The sequence below is a fragment of the Bacillus sp. FSL P4-0334 genome (genome assembly GCF_038004825.1).
In the GTDB taxonomy this organism is placed as follows: domain Bacteria; phylum Bacillota; class Bacilli; order Bacillales; family Bacillaceae; genus Bacillus; species Bacillus velezensis.
In genome coordinates this window covers 293,680-315,026 of record NZ_JBBORX010000001.1, presented here as the reverse complement: position 1 = coordinate 315,026, position 21,347 = coordinate 293,680, and the positions used below count along the sequence as shown (strand labels likewise).

Sequence of the window (21,347 nt, the reverse complement as noted above, 5' to 3'; positions counted from 1 at the left end):
TAAAAGAAAAATAAATAGATAATACCTAATTTATAAAAGGATGTAAAACTCATTTATCAAATTTTAACTTTTGTTATAATTGCGATATCGATCGATATTTGTTTTAAATTGTAAAAAACAATACTCTTTTCTATCTATTAGGGGGCGAAAAATGAATACTGTCACAAAAGAAGCCAGCAACCTTGGTCAAAAACGGCTGTTACATCTGATTGAAACGAAGCAGGCGATTGTAGGCGTGTTAGGCATGGGATATGTGGGATTCCCTCTTGCGCTGGAATGTGTCGATAAAGGATACAATGTTATCGGATTCGACAAAAACAGTGAAAAGGTTTCCTTGTTAGCCGCCGGAAGCAGCCATATTCAAGATATAGAGGACGACAGACTGAACTCGGCTTTACAAACAAAACGCTTTCAAATCAGCGCCGACATGTCGCTCATCCAACAATGCGACATCATTGTGATATGTGTGCCGACACCCCTGAACAAAAAAGACAAGATCCCCGATTTAACCTACATCGACAGTGCAGTTGACAGCATGATTGCTTATGGAAGGCAGCATCAGCTTTTAATTTTAGAAAGCACCACCTATCCCGGAACAACGAAAAAAAAGATTGCCGACAGAATGGCATCAAGCCGCGGCATGAAAATAGGAACAGACTTTTTTACGGCTTATTCTCCGGAAAGAATCGATCCGGGCAACAGGCAATATGAAGTTTCAGATATTCCTAAAGTAGTCGGCGGAACCACACAGACTTGCACAGAACTTGCCTCAGCGTTTTACAGCACCATTGTTACAAGCATTCACCCGGTCACCTCACCCGAAGTAGCTGAAACAGCTAAACTCCTAGAGAATACTTATCGTTATGTCAATATAGCTCTTATCAATGAAATGGCGCTTAATTGCCGTGAACTTGATATTGATATATGGGAAGTCATCTGCGCGGCGGACACGAAGCCGTTCGGCTTTCAAAAATTTATCCCGGGCCCCGGAGTCGGAGGCCATTGTATCCCGATTGATCCTTTTTACTTCAAATGGATCGCGAATGAAAAAGGGCTGCAGACAAAATTAATTGATCTCGCGGACGAAATCAATTCCAACATGCCGATTTCTGTCTCTGAGTATGCTTTGAAACTGGCGGGCAAAGACAAATGCAGCATCTTAATAATAGGGGCAGCTTATAAAAAAAATACAAATGACCCGCGTGAATCCTCAGTGTTTACGATAATGGAAGAATTGATGGACAAGGGATGCGCGATTGATTATCATGATCCGTTTATCAGCGAGATCCGCTTGAATGACGGAAGCCGCAAACAATCTGTCCCTTTCACAAAAGAACAAATCAATCAGTACGACGTCATCATCATTCATACAGATCACGATGTAATCGACTACAGTATTTTGAAGGATGCCTCACCGATTATCTTTGACACAAGAAATGTATGCAAGGAAAAATCAGCCGACAATTGCAGAGTTGTCACTTTATAGGAGGGAACGGTCATTAGTAATCGATTTATCTCTTTTCACAGACCTGATATGACAAACGAAGAAATCGCAAGCGTAACCGAAACGATTCAATCGGGCTGGATTTCGAAAGGCCCGAAGGTAATCGATTTTGAAAAAAAGCTGGGAGAATGTATAGGAGCCGAACACGTCATCAGCTGTAATTCAGGCACCGCTGCATTACATATGGCTTTATTGGCGCTCGGTGTGGGAGAAGGCGATGAAGTCATCGTGCCGAGCTTCACGTTCTGTTCCAGTGTCAATGTCATCCTGCACGCCGGAGCCGTTCCGGTGTTTGCGGATATATGCGAGAAAAGTCTATGTGCCGATCCTGAAGATGTCAGGAAGAAAATAACGCCGCGCACAAAAGCGGTAATTGCGGTTCATTTTGCCGGCTATCCGGCTGATCTGGAAAACTTGCAATCCATTTGTAAAGAAAACGGATTGTATCTGATTGAAGACGCCGCTCATGCGCTCGGTACAAAATATAACGGAAGCATGATCGGCACTCACGGCGATGCCGTGTGCTTCAGCTTTTATGCCACCAAAAATATTACAACGGGGGAAGGCGGAGCCCTCGTTATGAAAGACGAACAGGCCGCAGAAAGAGCGAGGCTGTACGGATGGCACGGCATCACAAAAAATGCCTGGAACCGGTACGGTGAAAAAGGCAGCTGGAGATACGACGTTTTACTGCCGGGCTTTAAATATAATATGACGGATATTCAGGCCGCGCTCGGTCTGGTTCAATTGAAGCGCGCAAACGACATTCAAGAAAAACGGGAACAGATCGCTCAATTTTATGTACGTGAACTGTCAGGTCAATCTGACAAAGCGGCGCTTCCGCTTTCTGACATTCCAAGCGGCATAACGCACTCATGGCATTTATTTATTTTGCGGATTCGAGAAAACGGCGGTATGGACAGAGATCTGTTTATTGAGAAAATGAAAGAAAAACAAATCGGGCTGAGCGTGCACTTTATTCCCGTGCATTTGCATCCTTACTATAAAAAACATTTTCCTGCCGAGCTTCCGGTAACTGAACGTGTTTTCCGGGAGATCGTATCACTGCCTCTTTACAGCCAGTTATCAGATGAGGATTGCAGCTATATTGTCAAGTCTATAAAAGAAGTTTTGACTATCAGCCAGGAGGTAGGATCATGAAACATATTGCGATTATCGGAGGGGCCGGTTTTATCGGAAGCGAACTGGCGGCATTATTACAGGCTAAAGGTTATCACACCATCATTGCAGACCAAAAGAAGCCGGCTTTTGACACTGAATACCGCCAAACGGATATCCTTGACCGGACGTCCCTCCGCGAATCACTGCGGGGAGCGGATGCGGTTGTCCATTTGGCGGCAATGGTCGGAGTGGACAGCTGCCGAAGCAATGAAGAAGACGTCATACGGGTCAATTTTGAAGGAACGAAAAACGTCACTGAGGTATGCGGTGAATTGGGAATCAGCACACTTCTTTTCTCATCGAGTTCAGAAGTGTTCGGAGATTCACCGGATTTTCCTTATACCGAGACAAGCAGAAAGCTTCCGAAATCGGCTTACGGAAAAGCCAAACTGCAATCAGAGGAATATTTGAGAGAACAGGCTTCCGACGAACTTCATATTCGGGTCGTCCGGTACTTTAATGTATACGGGCCGAAACAGCGCGAGGATTTTGTCATCAACAAGTTTTTCAGCCTGGCCGAGAATGGCTCTGAGCTGCCTCTTTACGGGGACGGCGGACAAATACGCTGCTTCAGCTACATCAGTGATATCATCACCGGAACTTATCTCGCTCTCATTCATGAAGGAGCCGTCTTTGAAGACTTCAATATCGGGAACGACCAGCCGATCACGATAAAAGAACTGGCTGAAAAAGTCAATGTGCTCTCAGGCAGAGAGAAGGATAACTATCTGTTTAAAAAGCTGGGCGAAGACGGCGTGAGGGGAAAAGACATCGAGATTTTTAAACGGGCGCCGTCAATCGAGAAGGCGAAACGTTTGCTCGGTTACGCTCCGAAAGTAAGTCTGAATGAAGGCCTGGAGATCATAAAAGATGAAAGACAAAAGCACAAACTTTCACTTTCCTAAAAACCCGGAAGTGGTCAAATATCCCGTTTATCCCGGACAGTTTTCCGTCAGCGGCCGTCTGCGCGCAGTGAAACACTTGCTTACTGCCGGACAAAGCGGACTGACTGAAAAACTGGAAAAACGTTACGGGAAAGGGGTTGTGCTGACCTCCAGCGGCAGTGCGGCACTGGTGCTCGCATTAACTTATTCGGGGGCCGGGCCGGGGAAAGAAGTGATTTTCTCATCCTTCAGCTGCCCGAATGTCATTGATGCCGTACTGCAATCCGGTGCGACGCCTGTGTTTGCGCAGCTGGATGAGCATCTATTCTTATCTTTTGAGGATGTCAAAAAAAAAGTGACGAGGCGTACGTGTGCGGTTATCCTCACACATGTATACGGCCGGAGAGAAAATACCGCCATCATTGACTGGGCGAAGGAAAACGGAATTGCTGTCATTGATGATGCCGCTCAAGCCATGTTTACAAAACAAGCGGATACATTTGCCGGCGGTTTGGGCGATTTCGGCATTTTAAGCTTCGGCCCCTCAAAGCCGCTTGCGAGTATCGGAGGCGGCGCGTTAATCGCGCCGAAAGAATGGCTTCGGCAAAAAGCAAATCTCCCGATGGAACAGCGCAGCCAAGTGGCAGCTGACTATCGAATCTATATCAGAAATCAAAGAATCCAAGCTGTAATGAAACGGAAACGGCATCATCCTATTTCATATATGTTTAGAAAAGCGGGCGCCATGCCTTCCATGAAAGCCACAAAGCTCGAAGCTCTGCCGGATAAACCGGCTGTTGTACCCGTGCTTCGCATGCATCCGGCAAGGGAAGCCATTATTGATGATCAGCTTTCACGTATGGATCAGCTTGTAACAGCTTCGCTTCGAAACTTAGAGACGGCGGGAGAAATCTTTGCAAAGGCGGGAGAAACAAACGGCATAAGAATGATCCAGCCCCAAGAAGGAGAACATCTGAATTATTTAACAATTGTATTTCCCCGGGATGAAGAGCGGTACGGGTGTTCCGTTTATTTAGCCGAAAGAGGCATCCAAACATGCTGGAACTACCTTCCCCTCGAACGTATTCCGATTTATGAAACATACGCGGGGGAAGGCGGGGAAGACCCGCTTTGGAAGAGAGTTCTTTCTCTGCCTTTTAAACCTCCTCTTCAAAAGGAGCAAGTCAGATATATAGCCGAATCCGTTTTATCATATTATGAGCAAAAGAATAAGACTGAATAGTGGTGATAACTATGCAAAAAACAGCAGTATGCACGACCCGCCAGGCATGGGATCGGGCCGCTGACATGTATCAGGCGGGGTTGTTTCAAAGCTATGATTGGGGAATCCTCATGGAAGAGCTTCCCGGCACGTCATTTCACCCTGTCAGACTGACAACGGACGGAGGACAGGTCATCTATCTTCCGCTTTTTGAACAGAAGGGCGTATTATCCGGCAACATGATCGGATACGGCGGCGTTATTTCAGATCGCCCCATCTCATTTGAATGGCTTCAAAGTGAAATCCAGGCCATATTCGGTCGGAACATATCCCGGATGCTGCTGCCGTACGGTCAGACTTCTTTTACAGAAGAAATCAGGGAAGGATGGACGGAAAAGGCAACGCGGATTCTTTCGCTTCCGGACACGTTTGACGAGCTTTGGACGGGCATTTCCGGAAAAGCCCGGACGGCAGTCAGATACGCTGAAAAAGAGAATATTGTCACCCGGCTGATCGGGCGAAAAGAACTTGGCGCGTTTTATGACCTCTACAAAGAGCATACAGCGTCAATCGGCGCAGCTTATGTGCTGAGCCAGGGCTTTTTCCAAAAGCTGCTTGACACGTTTGCGGACCGGATGTTTTGGATCGGAGCATATCAGGATGAGACGCTGATCAGCAGCAGTATTTTTCTCTATGACCGCTCTCATTTCTATTATTGGCAGAATGTAAACAGCCTGGCGGGAAAAAAAGCGCAGGCCTCTTACTTATTGATGCGTGACGCCCTGCAATTCGCCATTTGCCGCAAGCTTCAATGGGCTGATTTTGGCTATTCACACAGTAAAGAAATCGCGAGACCGAAACGATATTGGGGAGCTGAAGAAAAACAATGCCGACTTTTTACGAAACCGGAATGAAAACAATAAGCGGCCATCAATCCAGTTATCTGCCGTGGTACGGTTTTTTTGAAAAAATGTATAAGTCGGATCTGTTTGCCATTCATGACACAGCCCAATTTGAGAAAAAAGGATTCCTCAACCGCAACAGAATCAAAACGCCGCAAGGCCCCAGATGGCTGACAGTGCCTTTGCAGATGAAACAATATAAAGACATAGAGCTTCGGCATATGAAAATCGACCAGACACAGGATTGGCGGAAAAAACATTGGATGGCGATTAAAATGAACTATGCGAAAGCTCCCTATTTTGAGCGATACCAGCATTTTTTTCAAGATGTCTATCAGCGGGAGTGGGAATATCTCCATGATTTGAATATGCACATCATTGAATTTTTCCGAAAAGAGCTCCGAATTGAAACGCCGCTCTGTTATGTCTCTGAGCTTGAATGCCGGAAGGAGAAAAAAAGCGATTTTGTTTTAGCGCTTTGTCAGGAGCTGGGGGCGGACCGTTATTATTCAGGCAGTCAGGGTTCCGACTATTTAATAGAAAGCGATTTTGAAAGAAACGGAATTGTCATTGAGTATCAGCAGATCCGACATTTTGGCTATCCTCAATTATTCGGGGAGCATATCCCTCACCTCTCCATGCTCGATATGCTGATGAACTGCGGAGCGGATACAGCTGAAATGTTAGTTAAAGGAGGGCAATATGATGAAAGTAATGGTATTTGCAGCGCATCCCGACGATGAAATTATCGGCGTCGGCGGCACGCTCGCCAAACATGTCCGCCAAGGTGACAGCGTGTCGGCAGTCATTATGGCGGAAGGCAAGTCATCAAGAAAAACGGATTACAAAAAGCCTGAAGATTCCGTTATGGAGCATTCTAATCAAGAAACGGAGCAGGCGCTCAGCACTTTGGGCATCCATGATTTTGTCAGGCTGAACCTTCCTGATAACAGAATGGATTCAATGGATTTGCTGGATGTCGTGAAGGAAGCGGAGAAACAAATCAATCGTTTTCAGCCTGACATTGTGTATACCCAGTACGGCGGTGACATTAATATTGACCACTCCGTCGTATTCAGAGCGGTCATGACGGCAACCCGTCCGCTTCCCGGTCATACGGTAAAACGGGTTTTTGCCTATGAAACATTGTCTTCGACGGAATGGAATTACTGTCAGAAGGATCAGTTTCATGCCAATTTCTTCGTTAATATTGAAAACGAGCTTGAAACGAAATTGAAATCGATGGCGTGTTACGGTTCCGAGCTCAGAGACTTCCCTCATCCCCGCTCTTTGCAGGCGATCGAACATAATGCCCGTGTGTGGGGAGCAAAAGCGGGTTTTTCGGCTGCGGAAGCGTTTATGCTTGTGAGAGGAACATGGTGACTGTCCTATGATTGCTCAAATTCCGTTTTTCGGACTTGATCCGAAGCAAATCGATGAGAAATGGGTGGAAGCGGGATACGGTCTGGAAGCGAATATTTTTGACGGCCATTCCTTTGGGGAAACGGATTATCTCAAAACATTCAATCAGACGCTGGAATATGCGAAACAGCTTGATCCTTCATTATTGACGCTGCATTTCCCGACAGATCATGCCGATTATGTGCATGAAGATCACATCAAAAAACAGCTTTATCACTTTGCGGAGCTAGCTGTGAAATACGGCGCCAAAGGCATAACCGTTCATGCGAATCAATTTATGACGGTTGAGGAATTTCAAGTCTATGACCTGGAAGGAAACCGTAAAAAAATCGTTGAGTTTTTCGCGGAGTTTGATGAGCGGCTGAAAGGGACAGACATTTGGATCGGTGTGGAAAACCTTCCGATCATCGGGAATCTGGGAGAGGATTTTGATCCGATTTTCATTTATCCTGAGGATTTTACAGAGCTGGTGGAGCTGGATCTGAAGCATGTCGGTATTACGTGGGATCTGTGCCATTGGGCGATTACCTATCAGACTCACTTGTCTTCCGCCCTTATGTTCAGAAATGATCAGCTGAAATATCCCGATTTCTTTCAGTTTCTTTCGATAAAAGAGAGCATTAAGCATTATCACTTCAGCTCATTTCGCCAGCTTGCGTTCCCGCATGGCGGCGTCCGCTGTTTTGAGGGCCGCCATCCGAGTGAAGGGACAATCGCTGAGGAGCTGCTGAGACGTGCTGCAGATACTTTGCAGGAGCTTTATCGGACTCAAGATACCGGCATTGTATTTGAGGTGATGGAAGAGGATTATACGGAAAGACGGGAATCATGGAGAACGCTGGAATGGTTCGGCGGTGTTTCTGATGACGAGGATCAAAAAAGGGTCTGATATGACATATCGAACACCGAACTATGCAAAGCTTTGGTGTGCACAGGTGTTTTCTTCAGCAGCGGATGGGGTCTGGCTCATTGCTTTGCCGCTGTTAGTGTTAGAATTGACCGGCAGCAAAATTCTAGTCGGCGTTATTTCTTTTATCGAACTCGTGCCGTTGACATTTGGCGTGCTGGCGGGGCCGCTGATTGATTTATTCCGAAAAAAGTCGATCTTGTATTTGTGCAATACGGGCCGGGCCGCCATTATGATCCTCTTGGCGGTGCTCAGCGCGAACGATTTATTAACCGTGTGGATAGCCGGGGTGTGCGCCTTTTGTCTATCTCTGCAATCGATGCTGTTTGCGCCGGCGAAAGTCGCGATCATTCCGCTGCTCGTCCGCAAACAGCATCTTGATCAGGCGACATCTCTGATCAATACGAGTGACTTGATCGGACTCATCGTCGGAAAATTGATCAGCGGGATCATGATTGCGGCTATTCCGTTCGGGATGCTGTTTGCCCTAAACGGCACTGCTTTTTTGATCTCTGCGGCATTTATCGCGTTCATTCGTATTTCAGAACAGCCCAATGAAAAAAGCAACGGAACTGAAGATGTAAAAGCCGGTTACAGAATGCTGAAAGGAAATGCGGCATGGCTGACATCGGTCGGATACTTTTTCGTCGTAAATCTCGTCATTGCCGGCCTTATTTCAGTAATGGGGCCGATTCTTGCTGTGGAGCGTTTTCAGCAGAACTATTCTGTATGGTTTGCCGTCATGTATTCAATGTTTCAGGCGGGGATGCTTTTGGGCAATCTGGCCGTATTTTTCAAATGGAATACAAAACGCTTGAACCGGCTGTACCCGCGGACGTTAACGGTAGCGGGACTGCTCATTATGCTGCTGTTTTTTCCCCTTCATGGGTTTGAGTGCATCATCTTCCTGGTGCTTGGCATCATCATCTCGTATATTGATGTGCAAACGGTGCTGTATTTCCAAAAGACGGTTCCGGCCGCATATTTCGGAAGGGTCTTTGCACTGATTTTTTCCATTGTCAAAATGGGTGAACCGCTGTCGGCCGCTGTCTACACAGGGCTTCTGCTGTTGATGAATGCGGATTATATTTTCGCGGCGGTCGGACTGACCCTTACGATCGTTTTTGCTATTTTTTCAGTCAGACAAGGGAGTCAAAGAAATACAGAGAAACAAGCGGATCAATCCGTCTGAATGGTAAACGAAGGGGCGCCGATGTCAGCCGGCGCCCTTTTTATCATAAATCCAAATAAAGCCGTATCATATCCCGGCATTGAATGCCGTTTTCAAAAATGTCTTCATCATAATGTCTGATAAAAAAATCATGGTCGACAGCCTGAATGCGGAATCCGCATTTTTGATAGAGTGACAGCTGATGAATACTGGAATTTCCGGTGCCGATTTCAATCGTGTCAGCTCCCGATTGTCTCGCTTTTTCAATGGCATCCCGCACCAGCTGTTTTCCGAATCCCCTGTTCTGCAGCGATTCTTTTACCGCGATGTTTACGATTTCTATCGTTTTAGGCCTTGTTTGCAATAAAACGTAAACCCCTGCAAGCTCGTCTGACGTCCAAGCCGTATAGCATTCTCCTCTTACAAGATAATCATCGACAATCTCTTTCGACGGATCGGCCAGCAGCAATAGTTCATACAGCGCTTCATCCGGCTCCGCGGCTTTTCGGATGCTCAGTTTTTGCATGTCCGTTTCTCCTCCTCCGTTATGATCGACAGCTATTTTTGAAAATAACTCCAAAATCATTCTACTTTATTATAAAATATGAAACATAGGAAAAGTTATACAAGTTTTGCAGATTGAATAGGAGGAAAGTCATGTTTTTTTGTAAGCATTGCGGCCAGCAGAACAATGAAGAAGCGCATTTCTGTAAAGAATGCGGAAAACCGATCGGGAAAGGAAGCCGGCTGGAGCGGCAGGCGGCTGTAAAAGCGGCTGAACCTGCTTCACAAATGAGAAAGCCGATCCCTAAAAAAACGCTCTTCATGTGGGGCGGCATTGCCGCAGCGCTGATCTTATTGATTGCCGCATATAAAACCGGAGCCTGGCTGACATCTGAAAAAAGGCTCACGGATCAATTCGAACAGGCGGTTCATGACGGGGACACGAAAAAGCTCGCAGCCCTGCTCACTCCTTCAGACAAAAAACTGAAGCTGAATGAGACCAATGTCAAACCGCTCCTTGCATACGCAAAGAAACACGATGAACTGCTGGCATCGCTTCGCGGCAATTCATCAGAAACAGATGCGGTATACGTCAAAAAAGAGGGAAAAACCCTTCTTTTGTTTGACCATTACGAACTGAAAGTCGATCCGGTTTATTTCCGGGTCACAAGCAATTATAAAGGCGCCGATCTTTATATCAACAGCGAGAAAACAGGTACGGTCAAAAAAGCCGATGAAACCCAAATCTTCGGCCCGTATGCACCCGGTGTCTACACGGCGGAAGCCAAGCTTAAAAATGAGACGGTTGACGTTGTCAAAAAGCAAGAGGCAGAGGCGGCCGGCAGCCGGAATGTTGAGTTTGACCTGCCGTTAGACGCCGAGGATGTGACATTCACTCCGGCAGACAGCTTCAAAAGCGCGAAAGGCGATCTGCTGATAAACGGCAAGTCTGTCCATAAAGATCCGTTTACATCCGTTACATATGGTCCGCTCTTAACTGACGGTTCCATGACAGCCGCCGTGGAGGCTGATTTTCCTTGGGGGAAAATGAAAACTGCCGATGTCCCGATCAACAGTACTGATGTGGACTTAACGCTTATCCCGGATCAAGATACACAACAAACAATCATGGACACGATTGTCAAAACAACGAAGCAGTATACAAAAGCGATGGCAGACGGAAATACCGATCAGATGACCGAGGCTGGTTCCGCCTGGAAAGAGCAGACGAAAGAAGTGGTATCCGGCATGAAGAGTTCCGGCACCTTTTTGAAGGATCAGTATAAAGAGACAAGCTTTGATCTGGATTCATTTGCGATTTCTCAAGAGAACGGCCGCTGGCAAGTAACTGTTACGGGTAAAGAGCTTCATGAGTCTGCTTATTTCGACGGGAATACGAAGCCTGATATGGAAGAGGCTGAGCCGAGCTTTCACTATGTACTCTCATATGATACAAAACATAAAAAATGGGTTTTCGAAAAAGCTGACCCTGCCTCAGATTCTTCTGGGACAAATGTAAAAAAAATAAAAAACGACCAGCCGAAAACCTATACATCCGCATGGGCATCATCCAAAGGAAATACAGCTTCAGGCAGCCTCACGAATGAACAAGTCACATCGTTTATGACTGATTACCTGACAAACCAATCAAGCGCCGTCAGCCTTAACAATTTCGCGATCATGGAGGGTAATTTAGAAGAGGGAAGCCCTTTGTATGCTGATCAGCAGAAACTGGTCAAAAAACTGCACAGCGAGGGGACGACCGAAGTATTTAATGAAGTGAATGTCAAAAGCTTTTCACAGAAAGGCTCTCATCTGACGATTCATACGTACGAGGAGTTTTATATTACGAAAGCCGGCGGCAGTCCGAAGCTCAGAACATACAATTGGACGTATGGCGGCATTGTTAAAGACGGAAGAATTTATTTAACATCCATTCAATAAAATAAACCCCCGCGCCAATCAGGCGGCGGGGGTTTCCGTTTTTAAAAGAAGAAATAATTCATGAGTTCTTTTATATAATGCTTGATCGTGAATTGAAACGTTACGCAAATGATCAAATAGATGACGATAACAGAATAAATGATATCCGCCTTAGTAGTGAGCTGATGCTGATAGCTCGCCAGCATGAGCGGAGGCACGGCAAACGCCGCTCCTAAAAGACCGACAGCCAGAATGGTGAAGCAAACGGTTGTATGAAGCAGCATAAAAATGAGGGCAAGAAGCAAAATAGCTGTAAACGGAATCAAAAATGCCCCGAATCTGGACAGCGAATCTTTAAATGACACCTGCGCGCCGCCGGCCTTCAAAGCGATAAAAATCAAGAGATACAGGCAAAAAACGCATAATGCAAAGGTAAGCGCCGGTTTGACCACAATCGCGGTAAAACTGACGTCACGAAAGCCGTCTGATAAGAGAATATAAAACATAATCGGCGTCACCAGGCAGAAAAGCACCATGTTGATGATGCTGCTGACAAGCTGTTCGCCTCCTGTCGTTTTACATGTTTGATACGGTCGCTTTAACACATCAAGCACGAATAAGGCAAATTGCTTTGAAGCCTGCTTAGCCGCGGCGCCGGCCTGAGCGGCCTGGCCCTGCGTTTGGCCTGCGCCTCCCTGCCCGGGCTGGGGCGCCCCGCACTTTTCACAAAACTTTCCGCCATCAGTATGATGGCCGCATTGAGAACAATACATTCTAAAACTCCTTTTACAAGTAATATAGGGATTTTGTTCAATATTTACATTATAAAAGAAAATAGGACGGATGTAACGGAGTTTTCTAAAGATATACAAATCACCTTCTCTATGAATTGATAATAGAGAAAAAGTACCCTTTATGGTAGAATTTTATTGGAGCTGATAGATATCATGTCTCTCGGCGCATTGATTCAGAGTGAAAAAGGAAATTAACGCATGCTAAAAAAATTGAAAATGCTTTATCGGCTGTTGAAATTCGGAAAAGGCTTATGGAGATAGCAAACAGAAAAAACCGTCCTTACAAGGACGGTTTTTTCTGTTTCCGGATTGTCCGGCTGAGGTTATAAAAAGCAGACCCCGGGGTAAAAACCATGCATAAGAAACAGCGGAGAACAAAACATAACTCAATAACGGCAAGTCATAAGGAGGTACGCATGTTTTCATTCATCATTCATGTCTTCATTTCACTGTTTGCAGTCTCCAATCCCATCGGAAACGTGCCGATTTTTCTTTCACTGACGGAAGGGTACTCGGAGAAAGAACGGACAGCGATCGCGCGCAAGGCTTCCGTGCTGTCGTTTATCATCTTGGCGGCTTTTTTAATCTTCGGCCATCTGATCTTTAAACTGTTTGACATTAACATTCATGCCTTACGTATCGCGGGCGGCATTTTTATTTTCGGCATCGCTTATAATCTTCTGAACGCGAAGAAATCTCATGTACAGTCTCTCCATCATGAAGAGAAAGGGGAGAGCAAGGAGAAAGCCGATATATCTGTGACGCCTTTGTCGATTCCGATTATCGCCGGACCCGGTACGATCGCGACGGTGATGAGTCTGTCGGCCGGCCATGGCGGCATCTTCCATTACATCAGCGTGCTTATCGGCATTGCGGCCGTCATCGCGATGACGTTCATCTTCTTTCACTATTCATCTTTCATCAGCAATAAGCTCGGGAAAACCGAAATGAACGTCATTACCCGACTGATGGGGCTGATTTTGGCGGTGGTGGCCATCGGCATGATCGGCGCCGGTCTGAAAGGCATGTTCCCGATATTGGTTTCCTGACTTAAAAAAGCAGCGCCCGGTTATCTTCGGGTGCTGCTTTTTTCTATTTTCGGCACATGCTGAAACACTTCTTCACTCTCAAAAAATTCTATCAAACGGCTCAGCCAGTCATAATAATGGAGCCAATCCGTCAGTTCATCCAAAAGCTGACGGGCTTTTTCTTCAATATCGGGACTGAGATTTTCCGATTCCAGAAGCTCAGTCAGCTCGCGGTTCAGCTTTTTATAGAGCATTTTGTTTTTGCTGACCGCCTTTGTCCAATTTGCCGTAAACAGGGAGATAAACGTCTGGTAATAATCACGCTCGACGTCATAAAGGTCTTTCCGAACGCCTTTTTCAAACACTTTTTCAGCCAGATTGACATCGGTCATTTCGCGGACCACCTGGCTCATCCTCGTTTTGCTCATCCCGGTCGCCTCTGACAGCTCATTTAACGTCATCGGCTTGCGGTTCATATAAATAATACCGAGCACACGTCCGAGTGTGGCCGGCATTCCGAATGTATGCATATTCTCGGCGATTCTCTCAATGAGATGCTCTTCAGCATGCCCGATGATATCAAGAGCGTTTTTTTCCACGGCTGATCATCCCTTCACTGGCTTTTCATGCTGACAATATATCATATTTTTTACAGTTGATGAAAAAGATGATGCGGCAGGATATGCGAGCTATCGGGAGCGATTGTAAGGACATCCGCATTGTCAGCGGGATAACATGAAAAAATACGTATATTGTATATAATTTCAACACATTGTAAACTTTTTATTTTACAAATTTCATCTTATAATAAAGATTATACTTTTCAGAAAAATAACGGAACCCTTCGGAGGTGCACGGATTGCTGAGATTAGAAAATGTATCAAAAGTCTATAAAGGCGGAAAAAAAGCTGTCAACAGCATTGATTTAAATATCGAAAAAGGCGAGTTTATTTGTTTTATCGGGCCGAGCGGCTGCGGAAAAACGACGACGATGAAAATGATTAACAGACTGATTGAGCCGTCATCCGGAAAGATTTTTATCGATGGCGAAAACATTATGGAGCAGGACCCGGTGGAGCTGAGACGGAAAATCGGCTACGTCATTCAGCAGATCGGACTTTTCCCTCATATGACCATTCAGCAGAACATTTCCCTCGTGCCGAAACTGCTGAAATGGCCGGAACAAAAGCGGAAGGAACGGGCGCGGGAGCTTTTGAAGCTCGTCGATATGGGCCCGGAATATTTAGACCGCTATCCTCACGAGCTGAGCGGGGGACAGCAGCAGAGAATCGGCGTGCTGCGCGCCCTTGCAGCGGAACCTCCCCTTATTCTCATGGATGAACCGTTCGGAGCGCTTGACCCGATTACGCGGGATTCCCTTCAGGAAGAATTCAAAAAACTGCAAAGAACATTGAATAAAACGATTGTGTTTGTAACCCACGATATGGATGAAGCCATTAAGCTGGCTGACCGGATCGTCATTTTAAAAGCGGGAGAGATCGTTCAGGCCGGCACTCCTGATGACATCCTCCGGAATCCGGCTAATGAGTTTGTCGAAGAATTTATCGGCAAAGAAAGGTTATTGCAATCAAGACCGGATATTGAACGCGTCGAGCAGATGATGAATAAAAAGCCTGTCACCGTTACGGCGGACAAAACGCTTTCACAGGCGATACAGGTGATGCGGGAGCACCGTGTCGATTCCCTGCTTGTCGTTGATGACCTGAATGTGCTGCAAGGGTATGTGGATGTCGAGATCATTGATCAGAACCGGAAAAAAGCGAGCCTTGTCGGCGACGTGCTCCGCTCTGATCTGTATACAGTCGAGCAGGGGACACTGCTGCGCGATACCGTACGCAAAATTTTAAAGCGCGGAATGAAATATGTACCCGTCGTTGATGAACAAAGGCATTTAGTCGGAATTGTCACGAGAGCGAGCCTTGTCGACATCGTTTACGATTCAATCTGGGGCGAGGAAGACCAGCTGGTGACAGGCTGACAAGGGGAGGAACGCTTACAATGAATGAAATGATCAAGTTTTTGCAGACGAACGGCGGAGAACTGTTATATAAAACGTGGGAGCATTTATACATTTCGATCATCGCCGTCATATTAGGCATTGTCGTCGCCGTTCCGCTCGGAGTGGCGCTGACGAGAATGAAAAAGGGCGCAGGCGCCGTCATCGGCGCCGTCAACATTGTGCAGACCTTGCCGAGTCTCGCGATACTGGCGTTTTTTATCCCGCTGTTAGGCGTGGGAAAGGTGCCCGCGATCGTCGCGCTGTTTTTCTATTCGGTGCTGCCGATTCTCCGGAACACGTATACCGGCATTCAAGGCGTAAACAAAAATCTGCTGGAATCGGGAAAAGGCATCGGCATGACGGTCTGGGAGCAGATCAGGCTTGTGGAACTGCCGCTTGCGGTTCCGGTGATCATGGCGGGCATCCGCACATCCACCATTTATCTGATCGGCTGGGCGACGCTTGCTTCCTTTATCGGGGGCGGCGGGCTCGGAGACTATATTTTTATCGGCCTGAATCTCTATCAGCCTGAATATATTATCGGCGGCGCCGTGCCGGTCACCATTTTAGCCATTATCATTGATTATCTGCTAGCGGCGACGGAACGGAAGGTGACGCCGAAAGGGCTGAAAGGACTGAAGGAAGTATCATAAGGAGTTGGCTGTTTTGAAAAAAAACCAAAAGAGATGGATGTGCGCACTGGCGCTGTCAGCTGCTCTGCTTCTAGGCGGCTGTTCCCTTCCCGGCCTGAGCGGGGCTTCCGATGATACGATCAAAATCGGGGCGCAAAGCATGACGGAATCAGAAATTATCGCCAATATGATCGCACAGATGATTGAGCACAATACAGACTTGAATACGGCATTAATTAAAAACCTCGGATCGAACTATGTCCAGCAGCAAGCGATGCTCGGCGGTGAAATCGATATCGCCGCGACGCGCTACTCGGGAACGGATTTAACGAGCACCCTCGGCATGGAAGCGGAAAAAGACCCGAAAAAAGCATTATCCATCGTACAGAAAGAATTTGAGAAACGCTTCCATTACAAATGGTTTGATTCTTACGGATTTGAGAACACATACGCTTTTACCGTCACGAAAGAGCTTGCGGAAAAAGACCATTTAGACAAAGTGTCCGATATTAAGAAGCATGCGGATCAATTTAAGCTCGGTGTAGACAATGCGTGGCTGAAAAGAAAAGGTGACGGCTATAAAGGCTTTACCGACACGTACGGTTTTGAATTCGGCACAACCTATCCGATGCAGATCGGACTTGTATACGATGCCGTGAAAAACGGGAAAATGGACGCCGTCCTCGCTTATTCAACGGACGGACGGATTAAAGCGTACGATCTGAAAATTTTAAAAGACGACAAGCAATTTTTCCCGCCGTATGACTGTTCGCCGGTCATTCCCGACAGCGTGCTGAAGCAGCATCCTGAACTGAAGGGCATTGTGAATAAACTGATCGGCAAAATCGATACGGAAACGATGCAGGAATTGAATTACGAGGTGGATGGCAAGCTGAAAGAACCGTCCGTCGTCGCTAAAGAATTTTTGGAGAAACATCATTATTTTGAATAAGAAATGAGGTGGGGCAAATGGAAGTGCTGCAGCAGCTCGGCACTTATTATTCTCAAAACGGCGCCTATGTGCTTCAGGAGTTTTACCGCCATTTTCTCATGTCGGTATACGGCGTTTTATTTGCGGCGATCGTCGGTGTCCCGCTCGGCATCTTCATTGCCAGGCACAGAACATTAAGCGGCTGGGTATTCGCGGTGACAAACGTGATTCAGACCGTGCCGGCGCTTGCGATGCTTGCGGTGCTGATGCTCGTCATGGGGCTCGGCGCCAATACGGTGATATTGTCGCTGTTTTTATATTCGCTTCTTCCGATCATCCGGAATACGTACACGGGAATCGCCAGTATTGAACACGCTTATCTTGAATCGGGAAAAGCGATGGGCATGACCAAATTTCAGGTGCTCCGCATGGTGGAGCTGCCGCTTGCGCTTTCCGTCATCATGGCGGGGCTGCGGACGGCGCTCGTCATCGCGATCGGCATTACGGCAATCGGTACGTTTGTCGGCGCGGGCGGGCTCGGTGACATCATTGTCAGGGGCTCAAACGCCACGAACGGAACCGCGATTATTTTGGCCGGCGCCATTCCGACAGCGCTGATGGCCGTTATCGCAGATCTTGTGATGGCGTGGCTGGAGCGGGCGCTGAGTCCGGTGAGAAAGAAAAAACGAACCAAAGCGCCGAATGCGGCATGAAAAAAAACGCCTTGCGGGTCAGGGCGTTTTTTTCTTATGGCTTCGGAACATGCTTGAAAATTTCTTCGCTTTCAAAAAACTCGATCAGGCGGCTGATCCAGTTGTAGTAATCAAGCCAATCCTTTAATTCTTTCAGCAGTTCGTTGATTTTTTCCTCAGCTTCTTCCGGCACGCCGTTTTCAAGGACGGCCGTCAGTTCGCGGTTCAGCTTTTTATGCATCATTTTATTTTTGCTGACGACCTTGCTCCATGTGGCCGTAAACAGCGTAATAAAGGTTTGGTAATAATCCTGCTCGACGTCGTATAAATCTTTGCGGACGCCTTTTTCAAACACTTTTTCCGCCAGATTGACGTCAAGCATTTCACGGACCGCCTGGCTCATTCTCGTCTTGCTCATGCCGGTCGCTTCTGATAATTCAGTTAAGGTCATCGGCTTGCGGTTCATATAAATAATGCCTAAAATGCGCCCCACCGTCGCGGGCATTCCGAATGTATGCATATTTTCAGCGATTCGTTCTATCAAATGATCTTCAGCTTGTTCGATTACGTGTAACGGATCTTTCTCCAACAGTTTCAATCCTTTCAGTCAGCAATTCCGATGTCAATATACCACATTTTTAAACCGGCGGAAATGCTCTTCCGAGAGAATTTGGCAGTAATCCGGAGCAATAAGAAGAACTTTGCCGGTCAATACGGGTTAATCAGTGCTTACACAACCTTTATATATAATATGGACAAATTGTAAACTTTTTAATTTACAAAGTTTAATTTATAATGGAAAACGTTCAATTGTCTGAAAAGTTAAATTTGAATTTAACGAATTGAATAAACTTAATCGTGGAGGTGTGAGTGTTTGCTGACATTAGAAAATGTCTCGAAAATGTATAAAGGCGGGAAAAAAGCCGTCAACAGCATCAACCTGAATATCGCCAAAGGCGAATTTATTTGTTTTATCGGGCCGAGCGGCTGCGGCAAAACGACGACGATGAAAATGATCAACCGCTTAATTGAACCGACAGAAGGCAGAATCCTGATAGAAGGCCGAAACATTATGGAACAAGACCCGGTGGAACTCAGAAGAAGCATCGGCTATGTCATCCAGCAGATCGGGCTGTTTCCGCATATGACCATTCAGCAGAACATTACGCTCGTTCCGAAGCTTTTAAAGCATCCTGCCGAAAAACGGAAGGAACGGGCGCGGGAGCTTTTAAAGCTCGTTGATATGGGGCCTGAATATTTAGACCGTTACCCTCATGAACTGAGCGGAGGACAGCAGCAGCGAATAGGTGTATTACGGGCACTTGCCGCAGAGCCGCCGCTCATCTTAATGGATGAACCGTTCGGGGCGCTTGACCCGATTACGAGAGATTCCCTTCAGGAAGAATTTAAAAAACTGCAAAAAACCTTACATAAAACCATCGTATTTGTTACCCATGATATGGACGAAGCCATCAAGCTTGCGGACAGAATCGTCATTCTGAAAGCGGGAGAAATCGTCCAGGCCGGAACGCCTGATGAGATTCTCAGATTTCCGGCGAATGAATTTGTTGAGGAGTTTATCGGCAAGGAACGGCTGATCCAATCATCCAGCCCTGATATTGAACGGGTGGAGCAGATCATGAATCCCGATCCCGTGACGGTAACACCTGAGAAAACACTGTCAGCCGCCATTCAGCTGATGCGTGCCGAGCGGGTGGATTCGCTGCTCGTCATTGATGAAAAGAACGTTCTACAAGGTTATGTCGATGTGGAGATGATTGACCGCAAACGAAGACAAGCGGTAACCGTCGCGGAAGTGCTTGAGCGGGATCTGTACACGGTCAGAAGCGGCACTCTGCTTCGCGACGCCGTCCATAAAATTTTAAAAAGAGGCATGAAATTTGTGCCGGTCCTTGATGAAGCCGGCCGGCTAACGGGAATCGTGACAAGGGCAAGCCTCGTTGACATCGTCTATGACTCCATCTGGGGAGAAGAGAATCAGCTCGCGGTGATGTCATGAGGAGGCTTCAATTGATATGAATCTGACCGTGCAATTTTTACAGGCAAATGGAGGAGAGATGCTTTATAAAACATGGGAGCATCTGTACATCTCATTAATCGCCGTCATGGCGGGCATTCTCGCCGCCGTTCCGCTCGGCGTCCTGCTGACGAGGATGAAAAGAGGAGCCGGCGCCGTCATCGGCATCGTCAACATCATTCAAACTTTGCCGAGCCTTGCCATTCTTGCGTTTTTTATTCCGCTTTTAGGCGTAGGAAAGATCCCGGCCGTTGCGGCGCTGTTTTTCTATTCGATGCTGCCGATTCTCAGAAACACGTATACGGGGATTCTCGGCGTCAATCGGCATCTTTTGGAATCGGGAAAAGGAATCGGCATGACGGCATGGGAGCAGATCAGGCTTGTAGAGCTCCCGCTTGCCGCTCCGGTCATCATGGCGGGCATCAGGACGTCTTCGATTTATTTAATCGGCTGGGCGACGCTCGCCTCCTTTATCGGCGGAGGCGGGCTGGGAGATTACATTTTTATCGGCTTAAACCTTTATCAGCCGGAGTATATTATCGCAGGCGCCGTTCCGGTCACAGTGCTTGCGGCAGCCGTCGATTACATGCTGGGGATGACAGAACGGAAAGTCACGCCTGACGGGCTGAAAAGCATAAAGGACGCTTCATAAGGAGGAGGTCTCTCATGGGGAATAGATGCAAAAAACGGCTGCTCGCAATCGCCTGTATCGGCATGCTGCTCCTTGGCGGATGCTCGCTCCCGGGATTGAGCGCCGCATCGGAGGACACCATTAAAATCGGCGCGCAAAGCATGACCGAATCAGAAATCATCGCGAGCATGCTCGGACAGATGATCGAACATCACAGCGGGTTGAAGACAACGGTTATTAAAAATCTCGGCTCCAATGCCGTACAGCAGCAATCCTTGATAAACGGTGATATTGATATCGCCGCGACGCGCTATACAGGAGACGCGCTGACGGGCACGCTTCGCATGGAGCCGGAAAAAGACCCGGACAAAGCGCTGCGGCTCGTTCAGCGTGAATTTCAAAACAGATATGACATGAAATGGTTTGATTCTTACGGCTTTGATAATACATACGTCTTTACCGTTTCCGGACAGCTTGCCCGCAAGTATCATTTAGAATCGGTATCCGATGTCAAAAAAGAAGCGTCTCATCTGAAATTCGGCGTCGATAACTACTGGATGAAGCTGAGAGGCAACGGATATCAGGATTTTATGAACACATACGGAATGTCATTTGAAGGTACGTATCCGATGCAGATCGGCCTTGTTTACGACGCGCTGAAAAGCAGAAAGATGGATATCGCGCTCGCTTATTCCACCGACGGAAGAATCATCGCTTACGGACTGAAAACGCTGAAGGATGATAAGCGGTTCTTTCCTCCGTATGACTGTTCACCCGTCGTTCCGGATCAAGTATTAAAAGAGCATCCCGAACTGGAGGGCGTGATCAATAAAATGATCGGCGCGATTGATACAAAGATGATGCAGAAAATGAATTACGAAGTTGACGGCCGATTAAAAGAGCCGTCCGTCGTGGCCAAGGAATATTTAGAAAAACATCATTACTTTGAATAACGGAAAG

22 protein-coding genes are annotated in these 21,347 nt (G+C 46.9%); 18 read left to right on the top strand and 4 right to left on the bottom strand.

Features of this window, described 5'->3' with window-relative positions; genetic code table 11:
• Positions 1-151 precede the first annotated feature (151 nt).
• The 9 genes from NSQ37_RS01630 to NSQ37_RS01590 are packed head-to-tail and all read left to right on the top strand — an operon-like array spanning position 152 to position 9,215.
• Positions 152-1,486, top strand: a complete 1,335-nt coding sequence (locus NSQ37_RS01630) for a nucleotide sugar dehydrogenase (protein WP_032867007.1) — start codon at positions 152-154, stop codon at positions 1,484-1,486.
• Positions 1,487-1,534: 48 nt separating this feature from the next.
• Positions 1,535-2,665, top strand: coding sequence for a DegT/DnrJ/EryC1/StrS family aminotransferase (locus NSQ37_RS01625; protein ID WP_012118481.1), 1,131 nt, complete (start codon positions 1,535-1,537; stop codon positions 2,663-2,665).
• Entirely contained in the window at positions 2,662-3,591 is a 930-nt protein-coding gene (locus NSQ37_RS01620; RefSeq protein ID WP_020956362.1) for an NAD-dependent epimerase/dehydratase family protein, read from the top strand. The genes NSQ37_RS01625 and NSQ37_RS01620 overlap by 4 nt, the downstream gene beginning before the upstream one ends.
• Complete coding sequence (locus tag NSQ37_RS01615; RefSeq protein ID WP_341123123.1) at positions 3,557-4,813, top strand: aminotransferase class V-fold PLP-dependent enzyme; 1,257 nt, start codon at positions 3,557-3,559, stop codon at positions 4,811-4,813. Before NSQ37_RS01620 ends, NSQ37_RS01615 begins: the two co-directional genes overlap by 35 nt.
• Positions 4,814-4,824: 11 nt before the next feature.
• Positions 4,825-5,706 (top strand): GNAT family N-acetyltransferase, encoded by an 882-nt coding sequence (locus NSQ37_RS01610; RefSeq protein ID WP_032867000.1) that lies wholly within the window; start codon positions 4,825-4,827, stop codon positions 5,704-5,706.
• Positions 5,679-6,437, top strand: coding sequence for a WbqC family protein (locus tag NSQ37_RS01605; RefSeq protein ID WP_007409964.1), 759 nt, complete (start codon positions 5,679-5,681; stop codon positions 6,435-6,437). The genes NSQ37_RS01610 and NSQ37_RS01605 overlap by 28 nt, the downstream gene beginning before the upstream one ends.
• Complete coding sequence (locus NSQ37_RS01600) at positions 6,400-7,077, top strand: PIG-L deacetylase family protein (RefSeq protein ID WP_053104519.1); 678 nt, start codon at positions 6,400-6,402, stop codon at positions 7,075-7,077. The genes NSQ37_RS01605 and NSQ37_RS01600 overlap by 38 nt, the downstream gene beginning before the upstream one ends.
• Before the next feature lie 7 nt (positions 7,078-7,084).
• Positions 7,085-8,005 carry a sugar phosphate isomerase/epimerase family protein gene (locus NSQ37_RS01595; RefSeq protein WP_053104518.1) on the top strand — a complete coding sequence of 307 codons (921 nt, stop codon included), beginning with the start codon at positions 7,085-7,087 and terminating at the stop codon, positions 8,003-8,005.
• The gene (locus NSQ37_RS01590; protein ID WP_144463896.1) at positions 7,980-9,215 is read left to right on the top strand and encodes an MFS transporter; all 1,236 of its coding nucleotides are present in this window, start codon (positions 7,980-7,982) and stop codon (positions 9,213-9,215) included. The genes NSQ37_RS01595 and NSQ37_RS01590 overlap by 26 nt, the downstream gene beginning before the upstream one ends.
• Before the next feature lie 43 nt (positions 9,216-9,258).
• Here the strand turns inward: NSQ37_RS01590 and NSQ37_RS01585 are convergent, their stop codons facing one another.
• Positions 9,259-9,720, bottom strand: coding sequence for a GNAT family N-acetyltransferase (locus NSQ37_RS01585; RefSeq protein ID WP_007409969.1), 462 nt, complete (start codon positions 9,718-9,720; stop codon positions 9,259-9,261).
• A 131-nt stretch (positions 9,721-9,851) separates the two neighbouring features.
• On the opposite strand from NSQ37_RS01585, the gene NSQ37_RS01580 reads away from it, so the two are divergent.
• A complete protein-coding gene (locus NSQ37_RS01580) occupies positions 9,852-11,642 on the top strand; it encodes a zinc ribbon domain-containing protein (RefSeq protein WP_099567096.1) in 1,791 nt (596 codons plus the stop codon).
• Positions 11,643-11,683: 41 nt separating this feature from the next.
• On the opposite strand, the gene NSQ37_RS01575 is transcribed toward NSQ37_RS01580, so the two are convergent.
• A complete protein-coding gene (locus NSQ37_RS01575) occupies positions 11,684-12,394 on the bottom strand; it encodes a hypothetical protein (protein WP_007409971.1) in 711 nt (236 codons plus the stop codon).
• Between the two features lie 437 nt (positions 12,395-12,831).
• Between NSQ37_RS01575 and NSQ37_RS01570 the strand changes: the two genes are divergently transcribed.
• On the top strand, positions 12,832-13,464 hold the full coding sequence (locus tag NSQ37_RS01570; RefSeq protein ID WP_007409973.1) for an NAAT family transporter: 633 nt from the start codon (positions 12,832-12,834) through the stop codon (positions 13,462-13,464).
• A 20-nt stretch (positions 13,465-13,484) separates the two neighbouring features.
• On the opposite strand, the gene NSQ37_RS01565 is transcribed toward NSQ37_RS01570, so the two are convergent.
• Entirely contained in the window at positions 13,485-14,042 is a 558-nt protein-coding gene (locus tag NSQ37_RS01565; RefSeq protein WP_007409974.1) for a GbsR/MarR family transcriptional regulator, read from the bottom strand.
• Between the two features lie 260 nt (positions 14,043-14,302).
• Here NSQ37_RS01565 and opuCA point away from each other — a divergent pair, with 260 nt between their 5' ends.
• The 4 genes from opuCA to opuCD are packed head-to-tail and all read left to right on the top strand — an operon-like array spanning position 14,303 to position 17,739.
• Positions 14,303-15,442, top strand: a complete 1,140-nt coding sequence (gene opuCA, locus NSQ37_RS01560; protein ID WP_003151651.1) for an osmoprotectant ABC transporter ATP-binding protein OpuCA — start codon at positions 14,303-14,305, stop codon at positions 15,440-15,442.
• A 20-nt stretch (positions 15,443-15,462) separates the two neighbouring features.
• Positions 15,463-16,116: an ABC transporter permease gene (locus NSQ37_RS01555; RefSeq protein ID WP_003151654.1), complete on the top strand. Its 654-nt coding sequence runs from the start codon at positions 15,463-15,465 to the stop codon at positions 16,114-16,116.
• 37 nt (positions 16,117-16,153) lie between these two features.
• Complete coding sequence (gene opuCC / locus NSQ37_RS01550; RefSeq protein ID WP_087920808.1) at positions 16,154-17,047, top strand: osmoprotectant ABC transporter substrate-binding lipoprotein OpuCC; 894 nt, start codon at positions 16,154-16,156, stop codon at positions 17,045-17,047.
• A 17-nt stretch (positions 17,048-17,064) separates the two neighbouring features.
• Positions 17,065-17,739: a glycine betaine/carnitine/choline/choline sulfate ABC transporter permease OpuCD gene (gene opuCD / locus NSQ37_RS01545; RefSeq protein WP_012118473.1), complete on the top strand. Its 675-nt coding sequence runs from the start codon at positions 17,065-17,067 to the stop codon at positions 17,737-17,739.
• A gap of 34 nt (positions 17,740-17,773) precedes the next feature.
• On the opposite strand, the gene NSQ37_RS01540 is transcribed toward opuCD, so the two are convergent.
• Positions 17,774-18,307, bottom strand: a complete 534-nt coding sequence (locus NSQ37_RS01540; RefSeq protein ID WP_003151660.1) for a GbsR/MarR family transcriptional regulator — start codon at positions 18,305-18,307, stop codon at positions 17,774-17,776.
• 285 nt (positions 18,308-18,592) lie between these two features.
• Here NSQ37_RS01540 and NSQ37_RS01535 point away from each other — a divergent pair, with 285 nt between their 5' ends.
• From NSQ37_RS01535 to NSQ37_RS01525, 3 genes are read left to right on the top strand one after another with little or no spacing between them, the layout of a single operon-like run.
• Positions 18,593-19,738: a betaine/proline/choline family ABC transporter ATP-binding protein gene (locus tag NSQ37_RS01535; protein ID WP_014418902.1), complete on the top strand. Its 1,146-nt coding sequence runs from the start codon at positions 18,593-18,595 to the stop codon at positions 19,736-19,738.
• 16 nt (positions 19,739-19,754) lie between these two features.
• Positions 19,755-20,408 carry an ABC transporter permease gene (locus tag NSQ37_RS01530; RefSeq protein ID WP_069007593.1) on the top strand — a complete coding sequence of 218 codons (654 nt, stop codon included), beginning with the start codon at positions 19,755-19,757 and terminating at the stop codon, positions 20,406-20,408.
• A gap of 14 nt (positions 20,409-20,422) precedes the next feature.
• Positions 20,423-21,340 (top strand): osmoprotectant ABC transporter substrate-binding protein, encoded by a 918-nt coding sequence (locus NSQ37_RS01525; RefSeq protein ID WP_015240602.1) that lies wholly within the window; start codon positions 20,423-20,425, stop codon positions 21,338-21,340.
• Positions 21,341-21,347 lie beyond the last annotated feature (7 nt).